Raw genomic sequence first — 16,857 nt, forward strand, 5'->3', positions numbered from 1 at the left:
AATTTTACCTCTTTTGTGTTGAACGATTAATTTAGATAGAAATGACAAAAATAGCATGGGTTTTTCCGGGTCAGGGTTCTCAAGCGGTGGGGATGGGTGCTGATTTATTTGATTTACCCGCAGTACAACCTCAGTTAGATATTGCTGAAAAAATACTCGGTTGGTCTGTTTCTGATGTCTGTCAATCTGATGATGATAAACTCTCTTGTACACTCTACACTCAACCTTGTTTGTATGTCGTGGAAAGTCTCCTTGCTGAACACCTGAAAAAACAAGGACGTTCTCCGGATGTTGTTGCGGGTCACAGTTTGGGTGAATATGTGGCATTATATGCGGCTGGAGTGTTTGATTTTGCCACAGGATTAACGTTGGTTAAACGACGAGCAGAATTGATGAATAATGCCGCAGGAGGTCAAATGGCGGCGTTTATTGGCTTTGATCGCCAACAACTTGAACAGCAACTTCAAGTCACTGAAAATGTTGTTCTGGCTAATGATAATAGTTCGGCGCAGGTTGTCATTTCAGGAACACCCGCAGCGGTTGATCAGATTATTGCCAATGTCAAAGCTAAACGAGTCGTAAAATTGAATGTTTCCGGTGCCTTTCACTCCCCGATGATGGCAAATGCGGCTACAGAATTTGAGGAGATTTTAGCAACGGTTAATTTTTTGGAGGCTCAATTTCCAATCTTATCAAATGTTGACCCGACTCCCACTACACAATCAGATCGGTTGAAACAACGCCTCGTTCAACAAATGACGGGTTCTGTCCGTTGGCGAGAAACTTGTTTACAGCTTTCACAACAGGGAATTGAACAGGTGATTGAAATAGGCCCCGGTAAGGTTTTAACGGGTTTGGTGAAACGGACTTGTTCTAATATTGCCTTAGAAAATATCAGCAGTATGGCTCAAGTTTCTCAATAAATTTGACAATTTCTTATTTGACTCATTTTTCCTTCTCAATTCTCTCTCTCCAAAGGCTAGAATTGAGGAGGTTTGTTAGTTTGGGGTGGTTAATACTTTAAATTTTTGGGCGCAGGCCTTGCATTCCTTCAGATAACAACAGTCAGTTTGAATGAGAAACTATGAATAATAAATTGAGTAAAATAAGTTTGTTTATTCTGATTAATAGCTTTATTTTACCCATTATAACAGCATCTTTTTTGGTTCTGTTTTCCCAAACTCAAGGTTGTGTGTTAGTTGGAGAACAATCTTCTCAATGTCTGGTTTTTGGATTGAATATAGGGATTTTAATCGAGAAATTCATTCAACTGACTTGGCATTTTCCTTTGATGATGTCACCCCAGGGAATTCTTCCAGCGTTTATCGCGATCACGATTATTGTGATTTTGATTCATCTAACGTTACGAGGTCGCCAACAATTTTTTTGGTCTTTATTTTGTATTTGGTATATTCCGATTATTCCGAGTGTATTGGGTATTATTTTAGTGCGGTTTTTAGCCGATCAAGGAAATTGTGTTCTGAATGAAGGAAATGCGAATTCCTGTTTGATTTTAGGGGTGAATATGGGAGAAGCCTTTTATGGGGCGAGTGTGGTGCCTTGGTTAATCTTGTTACTGATCCCGATTTGTCTATTTATTTCACTTTTTTATATGATTATTTATGCTTTGGTCTTAGCGATGATTCGTGAACAATCGTCTTAAGTATAAATATTAGCTCACATTTTACCCCAGATGACTCTCGACCGATTAAACTAGAAATAAATCCAAGCTTAACGATATTCCCTTATGAAGAAGTTGATCTATTGGTTAATGGGAGAAAAAGGTGGAAAAGCCATGTTCGCAGTTTGGAACTGGTTATGGGGAAGACAACCAGAGTCCCCGGAACCCCAAATTTCTCTAGAAGCTGCTGAACAGTCCTTGCAGTTGATGCGAGAGTCGGTGAAAAAACTAGCCGAAGCCGTTTCTACTCAAACTTCTACTTACCAACGCGCCCAACAAAAGTATCAAGCAAAAGTTAAAGAAATTGAAAAATTAGAGCAATTGGCTTGGGTTGCTCAACAAAATGGCAATGAACAGGAAGCCCGTTTAGCCCTGTCTAAAGCCATTCAAATTGAGAAATTTTTACCGCAACTCGCTGGGCAAGTTAAACGAGCAGAAGACTATGTTAATCTATCTCAAGAACGGTTGAATCAAGAACGAATGAAACTCGAAGCTTATCAAATCGATTTGGCAAACTTCAAGGATATGCAAGAAATTAATCAGGCATTAGAATGGGTGGAAAAAGTTAATGATGAGTTTAATATTAATTCAGCGCGATCGCAATTTGAGGAAATTAAAAACACAGTCGAACAGCGCAATCTCGAACAGCAAGCACTCGCAGAACTCACCATGAACGCGGAGGAAAATCTTGGTGGAGATATCGAACGTCTGGCGACAGAAGACGAAATTTCACGTCGTTTGGAAACTTTCAGAAAATCTCATCAACCATCTGATTAGATCATAAAGAACATTAATCAAGGAGACATTGGTTATGGCAAAGTCGAGTGGCCCACCTCCCATTGTTTATATTATAATTTTTCTAGTTTTACTGGGTTTAGGGTATTGGTTTTTTATGAGGAAACCTGCTGATCAACCGGGAAATATCACGTCCACCGTTCAACCCACTGTTGCGCCTCCTCCCCCTCCTGATGCGGAAATTTTTCCCACCCCAGTATCGGTTCCCCCGAATACTCAGATTAAAATTGATGGTTCGACCAGTATGGTAACAATTACTGAGAATCTCAAACAAGGATTTTCGCGTCAATTTCCAAACGCTACTGTTGACACGGTGGCGAACGGTACCAACAATGGGATTAAAGCCGTTCTCAATGGAGAAGCTGATATTGCGGGAATATCGCGATCGCTGACTCCTCAAGAGGAAAACCAGGGGTTAAAGGCTTTACCGATTGCTTCTGATCAAATTGCCATTGTCGTCGGTGTGGATAACCCCTACCAAGGCGGACTAACCGATACTCAAGTCTACAATATTTTCACTGGACAAATCACGAATTGGTCAGAAGTTGGAGGGCCAAATGCAACCATTCAAGTGATTAACCGTCCCCCTGTTAGCGGAACTCATCAAGCGTTTCAAGAGATGATTTTGCAGGGTCGAACCTTTGGAACAACACCGAATATTACGACTTTACCCCGAGATGAAACGACAGGAATGTTGCGACAATTGGGGACAGACGGGATTGGATACGCGACATTTACTCAAGTGGTTAATCAGCAAACGGTGCGAACGGTTTCCATCGAAGGGGTACAACCCGGTTCTTTGAGTTATCCCTATCAACGACAATTGTATTATGTTTATAAACAACCTGCAAGTCCGGCTGTACAAGCAATTTTAGGCTATGCAACTTCTCCGTCTGGACAACAGGTTATTTTTCAAGAAGATTAGCCTGAACAGGAAACCGGGGACAGAGATTAGGAATTTGTCATTTATTCCTAAATGGTCTATTCTTAATTTTTTTATGGGGTCAAATGAACACTAAAATTACAATTTCTTTATTTAGCCTTTTGTTGACCGTTGGTTTTCAGCTTCCGAGTCTCGCCGAAACGGTTTTGGAAAAAGTGAACCGGACTGGGGTTTTAAGGGTGGGTGTGCGTGAAGATGCGATTCCGTTTAGCTATTCAAATGAAAGCAATAATTTTGAAGGGTATTCGGTGGAGTTGATGGAGTTAATTCATCTTCGTCTCGAACAAGAATTAAATCGATCAATTCAACTTCAGTTAAAACCTGTTACGATTCAAAATCGGTTTAGTTCGGTTGAAAATGGGACTGTTGATTTGGTCTGCGGAGCCGATAGTATTACGGTAGAACGAGAACAGACGGTTGAATTTTCAATCCCGTTTTTCACAACAGGAATACAGTTATTAGTTCAACAAGAAAATGCTGAACGTTTCGATCCAACTCTTAGAACAGAAGAAGAATTAGAACAGATTGCACCCGGTAATGTTTTGATCGCTTTTATTCAAGGAACAACAACTGATACCAATTTTAAACCGATTTATCCCGAAGCGGACTGGCAACTTTTAGGAAGTCGAACTGAAGGTTTACGACGTCTAAAAAGTAATGAAATTGATGCGATCGCCAGTGATGGAATTTTACTGATTGGAGAAATCTGGAAGCAAGGGGAAGACATGAAATCCTATCGTTTGATTCCTCAAGAACCGTTGAGTTTTGAAAACTATGGTTGTATTTTTCCACAGAATAACACAGATTGGGGTAGTTTTATCAATTCTACAATTACCAGTACAGAAAATACCGAACTTTGGGAGCAATGGTTTAACTCAGAAACAGGACGTTTCCCCTATCAACGTTTTTCTGATGATACGGCGAATCGTTCGAGTTTAGAACCAACACAGCCTAGACGAGCGCTCTGGTAAATCCCTAACTCGCGAAATAGGGAGATGGGGAGATAGGGAGATTTTACCTTTGCGAAGCCCTATAATAACTGCAAACTTTTAACCACTTGGCGAAACTCCTCTACCAATTGATGATAGGAAGTCTGTTGATAAATTTGCAGTAGGGAGTTATAAAACCACAGCGTTTCTGTTTTTCCCACTGGAAAAATTTTCCAAATATCATCCCCCAATTGCTGACATTCTGATAAAAGCGATCGCCCATTATGTAACTTATCGGCTAATGAAACTAACTGCACCGAAGGAGATGCTGTTTCAATTTGGGCTAAATAGCGTAACTTTCGTTCTTTCCAAGGGGGTTTGGGAACTGTTTCTGACTCTGTACATCCCTCAACAATATTGACAACAGACTCCCCAAACTGTTGACGAATTTCTTCACGAGTTTGAACACCGCCCTGATCTTCAATACTATCGTGAAGTAACGCTGATATCGCTTCATTTTCGTTTCCTCCTGCTTCTAATACCAAAGCTGCAACACTCAACAAATGAGAGATATAGGGGATATTTCCGACTTTGCGAGTTTGATGAATATGTAGGCGATGAGCATAAACTAAAGCCTGTTCAAAACGTTCGGTTAATTGTGGTGATTTCATTGAATTTAACTCCAATTTTCAGAATAGAATTGAGCTTCTTGCTGCACTTCTTGAGCAATTTTTTGACGAAGTTTGAGGGGTAAAATAACCTCTACTTTGGGTCGCCAAGACCGCAACCGTAATTCAACATTTGTATCTCCCTCTCGATAGTCGAGTCGATAATAAGCATCCGTTTTTGAACGAGAATGCAGCACTTTGAGGAGTTGTTGTTTCTCCGTTTTTCCCTGTTTGATAATTAACTGTTCAGCGTCTTCATAAGAAATAGATTGAAAGGTTTGATGGCGAAATGTTCCTTCAATATAATAATCACTAAACTGACGATCAAAACGTAAAAGCATCACCTGATGTTCTAAGTAAAAATCAAAACCCCAAGCGACTCCATCCATTTGCATTTGAATCTCATCGGGAGTGGGTAAATTTCTTTTTTGATGAGAGTCAAACAACAATTGAGGTAGATCTAAATCAGTCCAAGATAAGTCTTCAATCTCGATAATTTTATCTAAACGGTAATTGTACCATTGACCTTTTGCGGTTGGAGTTTGTCCAAAACCACATAAATAAACCGCTCTTTGGGCGTAATAAATACAAACCGGATAGACAATACAGCACACAGTTTTTTTAACTCGTGAACTCTGATAAATTAATCGCACGGGCGGCACTGGATTATCTTGCCAAAGGAGTTTAAAATGTTCCTGCCAATCTTCTACTCGTTCTTGTTTTTCTGGAGAAACAATGTACACAACTTCCATAAAAAATCGCTGTACACCGTTGAGGGGTTGAGAGAGATTTTGAGCGATTAATTCTAAGTCAGGATTGAGGACAGGAAGGGCTTGAGGCTGATAGAATATTGAGTTTTCACTAACGGGTAATGTGGGAAATTCTTGCACCCGATAATATTTGGTTTCCTGTCGCTTTAGCCAACCCAATTCGGCTAAAATATGCAAATCAGTTTGCAGGGAACGACGAGTAACTCCAAATAATCGCTGTTGAAACAGTTGATCTAATTCGCTGCGGTCAATTTCATCATGTTGTTGCAGGGTTTTTCGCCATTGAAGTTCCTGCACATTCCAGTTTGGATCTAATATCCATTCTGCAACTGTTTTAGCACAAGCACAGTTTATATCGTGTACAGGAGGAACGGTTTCACCTCTCGGATGAGTTGAACTAAAAAAGGCATTACGCCAGTCCGCAAAGGTAAAGGGTTCTTCTAATAACAAACGGTGTTGATTGTTGCCATACAAACTGTGCAGCCACGCCCACAAACGAATAGATCTCAGTAGGTTTTGTTTCAGAGAACCTCTGGCTAACCATTGTAAAAGTTCGGGTTGGGGACTGGCTTCAAACTGCAACATTAATGGATTCCAACTTGATGTGATTTGAGCTTATCATGTACCGGAAGACCAAACTTCCAGCTTCGAGTTGTGATTTTCTCAGCTTTTGGAAAGACCATCTTCCAACGCCAGGTAAAATCAAAATAGTCACAGGAGAAATTGAGATGACAACTTACAAAATTGAAATGGTTGATGGAGTGATGCAAATTGGGTTTGGTGATCCAGCCCAAAATAACCAAATTGTGACAGACGCATCGGCGCGTTTGGAGGAAATGTCGAATACAGGTGAACTCAAAGGCGGGGAGTTGCTGCGGATTAATGGCCCTTGTAGTATGCCTGTCGCTTTTGTGATCGCCCACAAGGTTAGTCATTTATTTGGCGCGGTTGGGGTGTTTGATCCGAAGATGGGGAAATATGTAATTGCTATTACTCATAATCCGAACTATAAATTGGGAGATTGTGTTGATTAAGAAAAGAGTTGACAAAAAGTAATATGTTGTACTACATTAACTTATAGTATTAACAAAAAATCAATGAAAGTTGTTTTGTGCGGGCCACCTCACTCGGGAAAATCTTGTTTAAGACATGGGTTAAAACAGGTGATTGACGCATTACACCGAAAAGGTCAAGCCCCATATCCATACTTTATTACAGCTTGTCCTGATGGGGAAGGTTCGTGGTATGCAGAAACCGTTAGATCCAATCCAGTCTTAGCAGAAAAGCTGAAGAAAAATTACAAATCTAAATTTACTCCAGAATTTGCTCAAAAAGTGGCAGATGATGTCAAAAATACACCGTTATCCTTCAATTTAATTGATGTAGGTGGGAAAATTGATGGTAAAAACCGATTAATAATGCAATACGCCACTCATGCGGTTATTATCTCCAGAGATTTGAATTTGGTGTCAGATTGGTTAGATTTTTGTGGTGAATTGAATTTAAAAACAGTCGCCATTTTAGAGAGTAACTTGGAGGGAATAGAAGATCAACTGGTTGCCGAAATTCCGATTTTGCGGGGAAGTATTCACGGTTTGAAACGAGGGGAAGATGTTTCAAACCGTCCCATGATTCAGAAGTTAGTTGAGGTTTTATTGAAGTTAATTTAACAAGGTAAAAAAAACAGAAAAAGCTCCTCTCAAGTAACTTTTATCCCACATGGAAGACCCTTCTTCCTGCGGGTGTTAGTCTAGAGTTGTCAAAAATTCATCCCTCAGTCAATGGTTAAAACAATTATCTGTTCAGTCGGTACGAGTGCGGCGAAAAAGCTAGGTGTTAAACCCGCAGAACTGTTAAACTGGGTTGACGGACAAAACAGTATGGAAGATGCTGTAGAAAGTTTGTTTTCTACGTTCCGAGATCTGGTTCCTGAAGACCAAAATTTGAAGTCTTCTTTGTCTGCTGAGATACATTCTCTATTTCGGATCGGGATAACCAACGAAGATCAAATTGTTTTGCTGTCTTCCAATACAAACGATGGATATTGCTGCGCTCTCGCGGTTAAGAAATATCTGGAATATTACTGGAAAGGGATCGGCGTTTTGGTAGAAAAAATCCCTGGACTTCAGGTTTACGATGCCGAACTTTTTCGGAAAACGGGCGTAGTGGAGTTTGTTAAATTTATTCTAAAACAGGTTGAAAAATATGATGCGAGTAATATTATTCTCAATCCCACTGGGGGCTATAAAGCTCTAGTTCCTTATACGGTATTGTTGGGAATGCTGAAAGGGATTAAGTGCGATTATATTTTTGAACAATCGACGGCTTTACTCGAACTTCCCCCACTTCCTTTGGAATTTAAACGGGCGCAATTTGAGGCTTATAAACCTTTATTTGAAGAAATTGATCGGGAATCTTTTATCTCTAAGGAAAAGTGGGAAAACAGCGTTGATTATCTGGAAAGAAAATGGTTCGATCCTCTCGTTGAAATATCTTCGGAAGGGGTAACGCTTTCTGCTATCGGTTTTCTGTTTTGGGAAGAAATACGCAAACCGTCGGCTTTGGTTCCTTTTTTATCTCAGAAAGCGATTAAAGATTGTTTTGAGAATTTGGCTCTTTTGGATGAGTGCGATCCGTTCCGGTTTTTATCGAAGGTTGCGGGTTCAAAAGATCTTTTTGATAAAGCTGAACATCTCAATATGGGGAATGGTTTACGCTGGCTTAAACCGGGTAATACGACTGATCGCTATTTGGTTTCTATCGAAGATTGGCGTCTGTTGGTTTGGAGGGCAATTCGTGAAGATCAGGAGGGTTCAAAATATCCTAATAAGATTAAAATAGCCAATCCCGAAGCGGAACGGCGATCTTATTCTCCTTTTATTCGGATGGAGTTTGTGAATTAACCCACGATGGGGTTTGAGTTTTTTCGGCGATCGCATTTTTGGTCATTATCTCGCGGAGGGTGGCTATCAGTGCGATCGCTTGGGGGACCATCTTTGATTTTGGCTTTGACTGGCTTTTGCGAGGCTCGATCAAATTGGGTTCAAACCCGCATTCTCTCGTTGAGAGCCTCGATACCCTTGCTGGTCTGGGTTTCAGCGTTTTTGAACGGAGTTGAGGAGGAGGATTTTGTCTATTTTTTTGACAGCCTCGATTTTTGCTTCTACAATATCGATTGTGCAAGGGTTCTACATCCTAGCCCCCTACCGCCTGGGTTAAAGCGGATTAGTTGGAAACTAAACAATAGGGTTTGAACCACTGATTAGTAAAACTTCCCTACCGCCTGGGTTAAAGCGGATTAGTTGGAAACGATTGACTTACCGTTGATAAATACCTCTGTAATGTACACCCTACCGCCTGGGTTAAAGCGGATTAGTTGGAAACTCTCCTGTTAAGATTTTTCTATTTAATTTAGAATCGTCTGCACCCTACCGCCTGGGTTAAAGCGGATTAGTTGGAAACGAACCGAGAGGAGTAAAATAAGCGATTGTTTTGTTGTTGTCTCCCTACCGCCTGGGTTAAAGCGGATTAGTTGGAAACTTAAACAATTGTTTAACTACATATCCCTTTTCTCTCCCTACCGCCTGGGTTAAAGCGGATTAGTTGGAAACGAGAAAAAATCTTTCAGTGTCACGGATTCTATTGACCCTACCGCCTGGGTTAAAGCGGATTAGTTGGAAACAAGTAAATCTCACACATTATCAGCGCGTCGAACGGGTCGCTTTTCCCGACCGCCTGGGTTAAAGCGGATTAGTTGGAAACTTCACCAAGGAGGTGAAGATCTCGATCAAGTCTTGACCCTACCGCCTGGGTTAAAGCGGATTAGTTGGAAACAAGTTGGGAGATTTTGCTCTCAAGATCTTTCGTTGCCCCTACCGCCTGGGTTAAAGCGGATTAGTTGGAAACCACCCTTGAGCCATCTCCTTCATTGCTTTTTCTGCTATCCCTACCGCCTGGGTTAAAGCGGATTAGTTGGAAACGTCCCGTAGTTTAATGCTATTGATTCATCTAGGCGACTGCCCCGACCGCCTGGGTTAAAGCGGATTAGTTGGAAACGTCCCGTGTATGACTAGGATTTTGGGGTAATCAAAGGTTGCCCGACCGCCTGGGTTAAAGCGGATAAATAACCATCAAAAAAGGAGAGGAAAAAACGCCTCTCCGTTATTTTTATAAAAGGAAAAAGTGGGAGCATCTTGCTCGCTGATATAGCCTTACCTCCCCACCTCCCCATCTCCCCATCTCCTCACCTCCCCACCTCCCCATCTCCCCATCTCCCCATCTCCCTATCCCCCCACCTCCCCACCTCCCCACCTCGTTATTCCCTAGTCCGAAGTTTGGGGCCACAACTTTTTAAACAGTTTTTGTTCAGAGTTGAGAAACTGTAGAAACTCCTCAGAATCTTGGGAACTATCAGGAAAAAAGATGAATAACTCTAAAAATTGAGTAGTTTTCTTGGGGATAGGTTTTTTAGGATTGTTGGGATCTTTCTTCAATACCACAAGCGGATACATCCGATGCCAAATTCGTCCGACTTGACTCACTTTTCCCGTCAGATGAGATTCATAAATCGTCCCTTCTGTAATGCGAAATTGGCGATCGCCCCGACGATATGGCCCGTGAAACCAATTCACCGCCCGACTGTCTTCCGCCTCATCCGCCAACCGTCCCCAAACCTGGACTTTATCGGGGTGCCAGGCTTCCCGCCAAGGGTGACAAAAATCCTCGGGAGTGGGGGCGACACCTTGAAGTTCCATCCAGTCCATCGCCACCTGTCGTACCTGATCAATAAAGTCGCCCACTTTATCTATTTTACGAACTTTCACATCGGTAATCAGCGATCGCTTACCCGTCCATTGCCAATGACAACCAATCAACGCTTTGGGGTTGTTTTGTTGATAATAATCGGGGTAAAATAAACGATGATCCGCCCGTCGCCAGGACTTCCCAAACCCGCCAAAAACCATCGCAAACTGAGTCAAAGCCTTGATCAAATTGGTCAGTGCTTTTTGTTGGTGTTCGGGGAGAGATTGAGTTAAAAACCAGTTGAGTTTGCCTTCTATATTATAAGTGGGAACTTCATAACTCCCCCGACCAAAATTGCCGAGAGTGAGGGAAATTTCTTCAAAAGACATTGCTAATAATCCCACAGTTCCGTCACCTTGAATCCCCCCAAATAGGGTTTCAACTAAGTTTATTGCTTGGGTTTCATCAGTTAAACCGCCAAAGATTCTTAAAGCATGACCCCTTATCGCCCCCCGAAAAATATTGGGTCGAAATTCACCCTTGCCGTTCAACAATTTCGGTGCCATTCCTTGACCTTTCAACTGTGCGGAATAAAGAGGTTTTTCGGGAGTATTTTGAGACTGTCCGTATCCCGTACTAACGCGACAGCCAATCCCTTTTGAAAGCGCCGTTTCCCAAATCTGCCAAACCTCATCCCAGTCAACCCGTTGAGTCGCAGAAATTCCAAAGATTAATTCGGGTTGATACAGAGAAATCAAGGCTTTTGCGCCTCTAGATTCATTATCTTCTATTCCCACTTGCCAGGACTGTTGCGGGTGAACAATATCCACCAAATTTTCCCGCCAATTTTCATTATTGGGGTAGCCGCCTTGAAACCGCAAAATTCCCGGTTTCCAGTCTTTCTTGTTATTTTCATTGGTTATTTCTTCGCCACAATAACGCCGTTTTTGTTCGTCAGTACAAGCGGTTTTAAAAATCCCTTTCATGCTGCTACCGGGATAATAGGGCCAACCGTAAGCGCCGATAACTGGGCGAATAATCCCATCATCTTGACCGCCATTTGTTACAAACCGCCAGTTAATTTTATAGGTGCGAGTTTGTACGCCTTTTCCAAATTGTGGTGCATCGGGATAGGATTTGTCAATCCATTCAGACGCCCAAAGTTCAACGTCTTGTTTTTCTTTGTTTTTACTGCGTTGGGTATCGATTCTTTGCAGTTGACAGCGCCCTGCGGTTTGCGCCCGAAATATCATCGGAATTTTGTTATTAATGTCAGGAATTTCAACCATTGTTTGAATTAAGATAGATTTGAGTAATTTATTGACCTCTCCCTAACCCTCTCCTACGAGGAAAGGGAACAATTAGCCTCCTCCTTTTAGGGGAAAGTTGGTAGAGGTTCGTGAGTCAAATTAGCCGACTCTTAGCCTCCTCCTGCCTCCCTTTTTAAGGGAGGTGCCGTAGGCGGAGGGATTGGGGAGGTTGGTGGGGGTTCTTGAGTCAAATTAGCCTACTCCTTTTAGGGGAAAGTTGGTGGGGGTTCGTGAGTCAAATTAGCCTACTCCTTACTTCGTCCTTTATATCGTTGTGTCCACCAAACAATACAGTCACAAAGTTGGGTAAGAATAGCCAAAGCAACCCGTTGTTTTTCGAGATTAAGTTCATTCCACAAACGTTCACTCATGGCTTTAACTGCTTTGGTATCGTCCACATTAACGGGGTCATTGGGTAATGTAATTCCCGCTTTTTTCAAAACCTTTTCCAAAGCATCCCAAGTCTCTTTCCAAAATACAGACTTTTCGGGTTCTTTTTTCTGAAGTCGCAAATGTTCACCCCAGAAACGTTCTAAACCGTAAGCAACAGCCATCCGCATTTTATAGGATTGATTGAGAGAATCTGAATCGCGCAATTTGGCGTTTAAAACCAACTCTTGAGCGATTTTATCCAAACCGTAAGAATTCCAACCCATGATTATTTCCCTCCTTTAACATGATTAATTGTGACCCGACAGCGACCAAAACCGATTGATTCCAAACCTCCAAAATAAAGGTCTTTTTGATAACTTTCTGCTTCCAATATTTCCCAGTTATAATCATCATCTTCGGAAACTTGGTATTTCAGGGCGTTAGTCCAATCGACATCTTTGAATGTATTATCCTTCTCCCAAGACTGTTTTTTAGCCGCAATAGGAAACGCCAAAACGCATCCTTCCGGTAACGCTTCTACGTTGAAAAAAGCACCACTCTCGACTTTTTTGACATTATCCAACAATTTAACTCGACTTTGACGGTACAGCCCCATATCGTGGAGGAGAGAAATATCGTTATCATCGACAACAACGAGGTTAGAAGCGGAAAGGTTCGCGCCTTTGGGAATCCATTTTTCGAGGTAATTTTCATCAACTTCATGTTCAATTTCCATGAATCCTAAGTTAAAGAATAAAACCTTTTTATTCACATCAACTTGTCGTCCCATCAGGGTTTTTGAAGCGGTGTAAGGTGGGGGAATTGTCGCGTCATGTTGGGGAATTTCTGCGTCATGTTGGGGAATTTTTTCTGCTTGAATATTCGCAATTAATTGAAATCGTTTTAAAAGACGCGGACAACTAATCCAAACAATCGGCTGACCCGGACAAAATACCGGAAACCAGACAAGAGAAGCGTATTCAAATTTAATAATTGCTTCGGTGGTTCCCCCGTCTTTTTGACCGTCGATACTTTCGTGTCCATACCAAAAATTATCGTCGATTTCTTCGGGAATATCGGTATTATTTTTTTCCTCATATTGTAGGCGTTCTAAGCGCATATCCGCCCGAAAACGTCCCCGAATAGAACTCCCCGGAACAATACCCGTTTGGGTAAATTGGTCGCGAAAAATTAGGTTTAAATTCCCCGTTTCTTCTCCCGCACTCGCCCCAATATGCAGGGGTGCGAGAGTATCAATAATGCCGTAATATTGTTTGTACATGGTTTGAGACTCCTTTTTTTAGGGTGAATAATGTTTGATAAAGTTATCGAAATTTGTGTTAAGATAAAATTGCGCCTTCTAACGGCAACGCCAACCCACAGCCCCAACGTTTTAGGGAATAAAAACCCTCTTGGGGAAACCAACTTTTATCCCACTGATACCAAGGTTTTTCTAGGGATTTTTCTAACACATAAACAGTACCTGCGGGTACGGCGTAACGTCCGCGAGAAAGCAACCCAGACGGTTGATAATTCCGCTCATTTTCGTCCGTTAAAGTTTGGGTTGAAAAGGGTTCCGAGATGGGTTTATCGTCGGTTTTTCGTTTCCCCAACCGATAACGGAAGGGTTGAGGACGTTGGGTGAGAAGACTGTTAATTTGATTTTCTGGCCAACCCAAATTGTTAGTTATAGGGTCACATTCTGGACTGCGATAGGAATGACGGTTACTCCCCCAAACCGCAGGGACAATTAAAGCAAAGCTTTTTTTCAAGGGTTGATTAAACAAATCTTTTCCGGGATTTTCCAACTTTTTACAGCTTAAATTCACCAAATGTCCCTCACCTCCAAACCGATACCAACCCTCATCAATTTTGGTATTAGAAAGATAAATTAAGCAGGTTTCGGGGTCAAGTTGTACCGCATTTTCTAAGAATAAACTTCCTTGAGTTTCGTCGGCGTCTGTCGCCACCCGGCGCTGTTGTTGTTGGAGGCGAGGATGAAGATGGGGTAAGAATTTCCAGGGGTTTGTTTGAACGGTTGGCTGTTCCCTAGTTTGAGTATTTTGTAGTTTTTCCCAGTCGTTAATTGCTACCCAAGTTCCCTTTTGATACTTATCATCCGGGGGAATTTGGGGCTGGTTATCTTTCCAAACCTTCCAGTTTTCCCCGTCGAAGAACATTTGATGTTGAATCTCATTATCTTTAACTAAACAGTTAAACGGAGTCGGAACGTAGAAGTTTTGAGGATTATTTTCTTTCGCCCAAAACGGCCCCGCTAATAACAAATCTTTGAGGATTTCGGGTTGATTATTTTGATGTGCGTAGTAAGCAAATAAACCGGATAATGTAGCTGCTGTGGGTGGAAATTGTCTGCCGGAACGTCCGACTAAATTTTCGGGTGAGAGGAATCGCCCCGAACTTCCGTAGAGCAGACCTAACGGTTGAATAATTATTACATATTCTAGCATAATTCACAGAGTTAAGCAAGGTTTTTGGAGTTGATTTTCGGATTAATTTTTGGATTTTTTATCCGAGAATGTGAACAGGTGAAATCCTACTTTTCCGAGATTAATCACCCAGTTGTTAATGTCTTTGCGAACATTTTCAAGTTCTAGTTCGCCGTTTTTATTGGTGTAGTTTTTTCTCTCCCCCAATATTCCCGTTTGAAAGGGTTGGGGATGATTAAAAGCTTTCTCGTAGTTATCATCACCGACAATATCTTCCCAAAACTGTGAGGGAAAATAGGCTTTAAACAGTGCTTCTGCTACTTTAGTTTGTTCTCGGGTAAACGCATGGCGAGACTCTAAAACAGCAATATCGTTATACAAATGAGTCCAGTTTTGTTCGTCTTTTAGTTGGTTGCGATCGCGATAATGGGTGAGTAAATTTTTTAACAACCCCCAAGGACAATTCCACTCCAAATGATTTCCACTGTTAAATAAAATCCTCAAAGCAATGCGATCGCGTCCTGATTTTTTAGCAGATTGTTCGGCTTCTCGACAATGTTGTAAAACGTCTCGTTGGGGAACGTTCGGCGCCGCCCAAACAAAACCTACACTAACCGTTATTTTTTGCTTGTGTTGCTTCCAAATATCGGGAAACTTATAAAACCATTCCAGACATTCTTGCGCGGTTATTTTTGATTGTTGGCGATAAAGTACACCGAGAAAATCATCTCCTCCTGCATAGATAATTCGACCTTTTGATTCTTTTAACTGAGTATCCTGAATTTCTTTTTTAAATTCTTGTTTGAAATATTCACCCCATTTCATCATCGCAGAACTAAATTTATTGAGGTTTTCTTCTTCTTCCTTGGGTTCATTAGATGTGTTCAAACTTTTGAGATAATCACCAATTTTATCCCCATCTCCCTGAAACCAACCTGTCCAGCGATTATCTTCGGAGTTTTCATTTTGGCGGCTAATGTCTTGAAAACTGCGGGGAATTTGAATGCTAGGATATTCATTTTCTGCAATATTTAGCTTTTCGGCAACATCATCTAAAGTAATTAAACGTTTCACCAATTCGGGAATACTAAGCTGTTCTTTGGGCGAAATAATTGCTTCGGTAAACTTGTCGCTGAGGTGTTGATAAAAGGTTTCAATGCGTTGGTTGACTTCGCTAATACTGTCTTTTTTGGGGTTAAATTGATCGGTCATTCCAGGCCATGCAATTTCATCGATACCCGACAATGTTGAACTTTCCCCAATCCAATTAATTCCCACCCAACTTCGCGAGTGCTTAATTTCATTTAACTTTTGTCGGGCTTCTGTAATCGTTTCTCCACCACAAAAATAGAATAATTCCCAACTATAATTTCCCCAAGCATTCCAGACTCGACTCCAATTGTAGTTCCAAGTTTTGTTCTCATCTTTGGTTTCAATTGCTTCTTGACAACTGCTAACAATAGTTCGCCACGCATCATTAAAAATTCGTTGGGCTTCGGCTTCGGGATATTCTCCTCGGATGATAATTTGGTTAGGAGTTCCTTGAGTAACATTGATAACAGCAGGAGAAATAACCGGATCGTTTTCTTGAGGAGATTTCCCTTTTTCGTACTCAAAATATCGTTGGGCGTCTTCACAAAGAACTTTGGCGAGATATGATAATATAAATGAACTTCCGTATAAGTCTCTGAGTTTACGAGAATTTTCGATGAAACCCTGAACAGGTGCAAACGTGATCACGGTATAGGACATTCTGGAATTTCCTTGAATTCGCATTTTTATCCGGTACAGTTATTCTAACTGTTACTGGAAATACCCTCTTCCATTAGAGTTTTTGGGAGATCCCTTTAAATCCCCCTAAATCCCCCTTAGAAAGGGGGACTTTTAAACCCTTTCCCTCATCTTATTCCCCCCTTTTTAAGGGGGGCTAGGGGGGATCAAAAAGGGGGTTAGGAGGAACGATCAGATAACAACTTAGCGTTTAAGTTGTCTCCACTTCCTCTGTTGGCTTTTCAACCCTTGTTCAAACTTGGGTTTATGGAAATCTTTTTGGTGATGTCCGAACCAGTAAACTACAACGATTTTATCTCGGGTACAGACTTCGTAAATCAGCCTATAAGACTTACCAATGGGATGTTCCTGAATATTTTTATGTCCCCGCCGCTTCTTACTTTTCGGAGGTTTGGGGTTCTCGGACAG

General features: G+C 41.5%; 16 protein-coding genes and 1 CRISPR repeat array. Of the genes, 8 read left to right on the plus strand and 8 right to left on the minus strand.

Features of this window, described 5'->3' with window-relative positions:
* Window positions 1-41: 41 nt before the first annotated feature.
* From fabD to L8106_RS14020, 5 genes are all read left to right on the plus strand, one after another.
* Window positions 42-923: an ACP S-malonyltransferase gene (gene fabD / locus L8106_RS14000; protein ID WP_009784978.1), complete on the plus strand. Its 882-nt coding sequence runs from the start codon at window positions 42-44 to the stop codon at window positions 921-923.
* A gap of 161 nt (window positions 924-1,084) precedes the next feature.
* Window positions 1,085-1,663 carry a hypothetical protein gene (locus tag L8106_RS14005; RefSeq protein ID WP_009784979.1) on the plus strand — a complete coding sequence of 193 codons (579 nt, stop codon included), beginning with the start codon at window positions 1,085-1,087 and terminating at the stop codon, window positions 1,661-1,663.
* An 84-nt stretch (window positions 1,664-1,747) separates the two neighbouring features.
* Window positions 1,748-2,458 carry a PspA/IM30 family protein gene (locus L8106_RS14010; protein ID WP_009784980.1) on the plus strand — a complete coding sequence of 237 codons (711 nt, stop codon included), beginning with the start codon at window positions 1,748-1,750 and terminating at the stop codon, window positions 2,456-2,458.
* Window positions 2,459-2,492: 34 nt separating this feature from the next.
* Window positions 2,493-3,401, plus strand: coding sequence for a phosphate ABC transporter substrate-binding protein (locus L8106_RS14015; RefSeq protein WP_009784981.1), 909 nt, complete (start codon window positions 2,493-2,495; stop codon window positions 3,399-3,401).
* 83 nt (window positions 3,402-3,484) lie between these two features.
* Window positions 3,485-4,390, plus strand: a complete 906-nt coding sequence (locus tag L8106_RS14020; RefSeq protein WP_009784982.1) for an amino acid ABC transporter substrate-binding protein — start codon at window positions 3,485-3,487, stop codon at window positions 4,388-4,390.
* Between the two features lie 59 nt (window positions 4,391-4,449).
* Here L8106_RS14020 and L8106_RS14025 read toward each other — a convergent pair whose 3' ends face one another.
* Window positions 4,450-5,019, minus strand: coding sequence for an HD domain-containing protein (locus L8106_RS14025; RefSeq protein WP_009784983.1), 570 nt, complete (start codon window positions 5,017-5,019; stop codon window positions 4,450-4,452).
* Window positions 5,020-5,024: 5 nt separating this feature from the next.
* Window positions 5,025-6,371: a TIGR03985 family CRISPR-associated protein gene (locus L8106_RS14030; protein WP_009784984.1), complete on the minus strand. Its 1,347-nt coding sequence runs from the start codon at window positions 6,369-6,371 to the stop codon at window positions 5,025-5,027.
* A gap of 35 nt (window positions 6,372-6,406) precedes the next feature.
* Between L8106_RS14030 and L8106_RS14035 the strand changes: the two genes are divergently transcribed.
* The 3 genes from L8106_RS14035 to L8106_RS14045 all read left to right on the plus strand — a co-directional run bounded on the left by L8106_RS14035 (window position 6,407) and on the right by L8106_RS14045 (window position 8,689).
* Window positions 6,407-6,820 (plus strand): CRISPR-associated protein Csx3, encoded by a 414-nt coding sequence (locus L8106_RS14035; RefSeq protein ID WP_232228478.1) that lies wholly within the window; start codon window positions 6,407-6,409, stop codon window positions 6,818-6,820.
* A gap of 63 nt (window positions 6,821-6,883) precedes the next feature.
* A complete protein-coding gene (locus tag L8106_RS14040; RefSeq protein ID WP_009784986.1) occupies window positions 6,884-7,456 on the plus strand; it encodes a hypothetical protein in 573 nt (190 codons plus the stop codon).
* A 111-nt stretch (window positions 7,457-7,567) separates the two neighbouring features.
* Window positions 7,568-8,689 (plus strand): putative CRISPR-associated protein, encoded by a 1,122-nt coding sequence (locus tag L8106_RS14045; protein WP_009784987.1) that lies wholly within the window; start codon window positions 7,568-7,570, stop codon window positions 8,687-8,689.
* 298 nt (window positions 8,690-8,987) lie between these two features.
* Window positions 8,988-9,918: direct repeats of the CRISPR family, unit length 36 nt; unit sequence CCCTACCGCCTGGGTTAAAGCGGATTAGTTGGAAAC.
* Between the two features lie 190 nt (window positions 9,919-10,108).
* Here L8106_RS14045 and L8106_RS14050 read toward each other — a convergent pair.
* From L8106_RS14050 to L8106_RS33655, 6 genes are all read right to left on the minus strand, one after another.
* Window positions 10,109-11,818, minus strand: a complete 1,710-nt coding sequence (locus tag L8106_RS14050; protein WP_009784990.1) for a hypothetical protein — start codon at window positions 11,816-11,818, stop codon at window positions 10,109-10,111.
* A gap of 266 nt (window positions 11,819-12,084) precedes the next feature.
* Window positions 12,085-12,495: a hypothetical protein gene (locus L8106_RS14055; RefSeq protein WP_009784991.1), complete on the minus strand. Its 411-nt coding sequence runs from the start codon at window positions 12,493-12,495 to the stop codon at window positions 12,085-12,087.
* 2 nt (window positions 12,496-12,497) lie between these two features.
* Complete coding sequence (locus L8106_RS14060; protein ID WP_009784992.1) at window positions 12,498-13,493, minus strand: RAMP superfamily CRISPR-associated protein; 996 nt, start codon at window positions 13,491-13,493, stop codon at window positions 12,498-12,500.
* A gap of 58 nt (window positions 13,494-13,551) precedes the next feature.
* Window positions 13,552-14,679, minus strand: a complete 1,128-nt coding sequence (locus tag L8106_RS14065; RefSeq protein ID WP_009784993.1) for a type III-B CRISPR module-associated Cmr3 family protein — start codon at window positions 14,677-14,679, stop codon at window positions 13,552-13,554.
* 42 nt (window positions 14,680-14,721) lie between these two features.
* Entirely contained in the window at window positions 14,722-16,410 is a 1,689-nt protein-coding gene (locus L8106_RS14070) for a type III-B CRISPR-associated protein Cas10/Cmr2 (RefSeq protein WP_039896293.1), read from the minus strand.
* A 222-nt stretch (window positions 16,411-16,632) separates the two neighbouring features.
* The coding region (locus tag L8106_RS33655; protein WP_009784995.1) for a type II toxin-antitoxin system RelE/ParE family toxin at window positions 16,633-16,857 on the minus strand (225 nt) is incomplete at its 5' end.

Origin of the sequence: Lyngbya sp. PCC 8106 (genome assembly GCF_000169095.1) — a bacterium.
GTDB lineage: Bacteria > Cyanobacteriota > Cyanobacteriia > Cyanobacteriales > Microcoleaceae > Capilliphycus.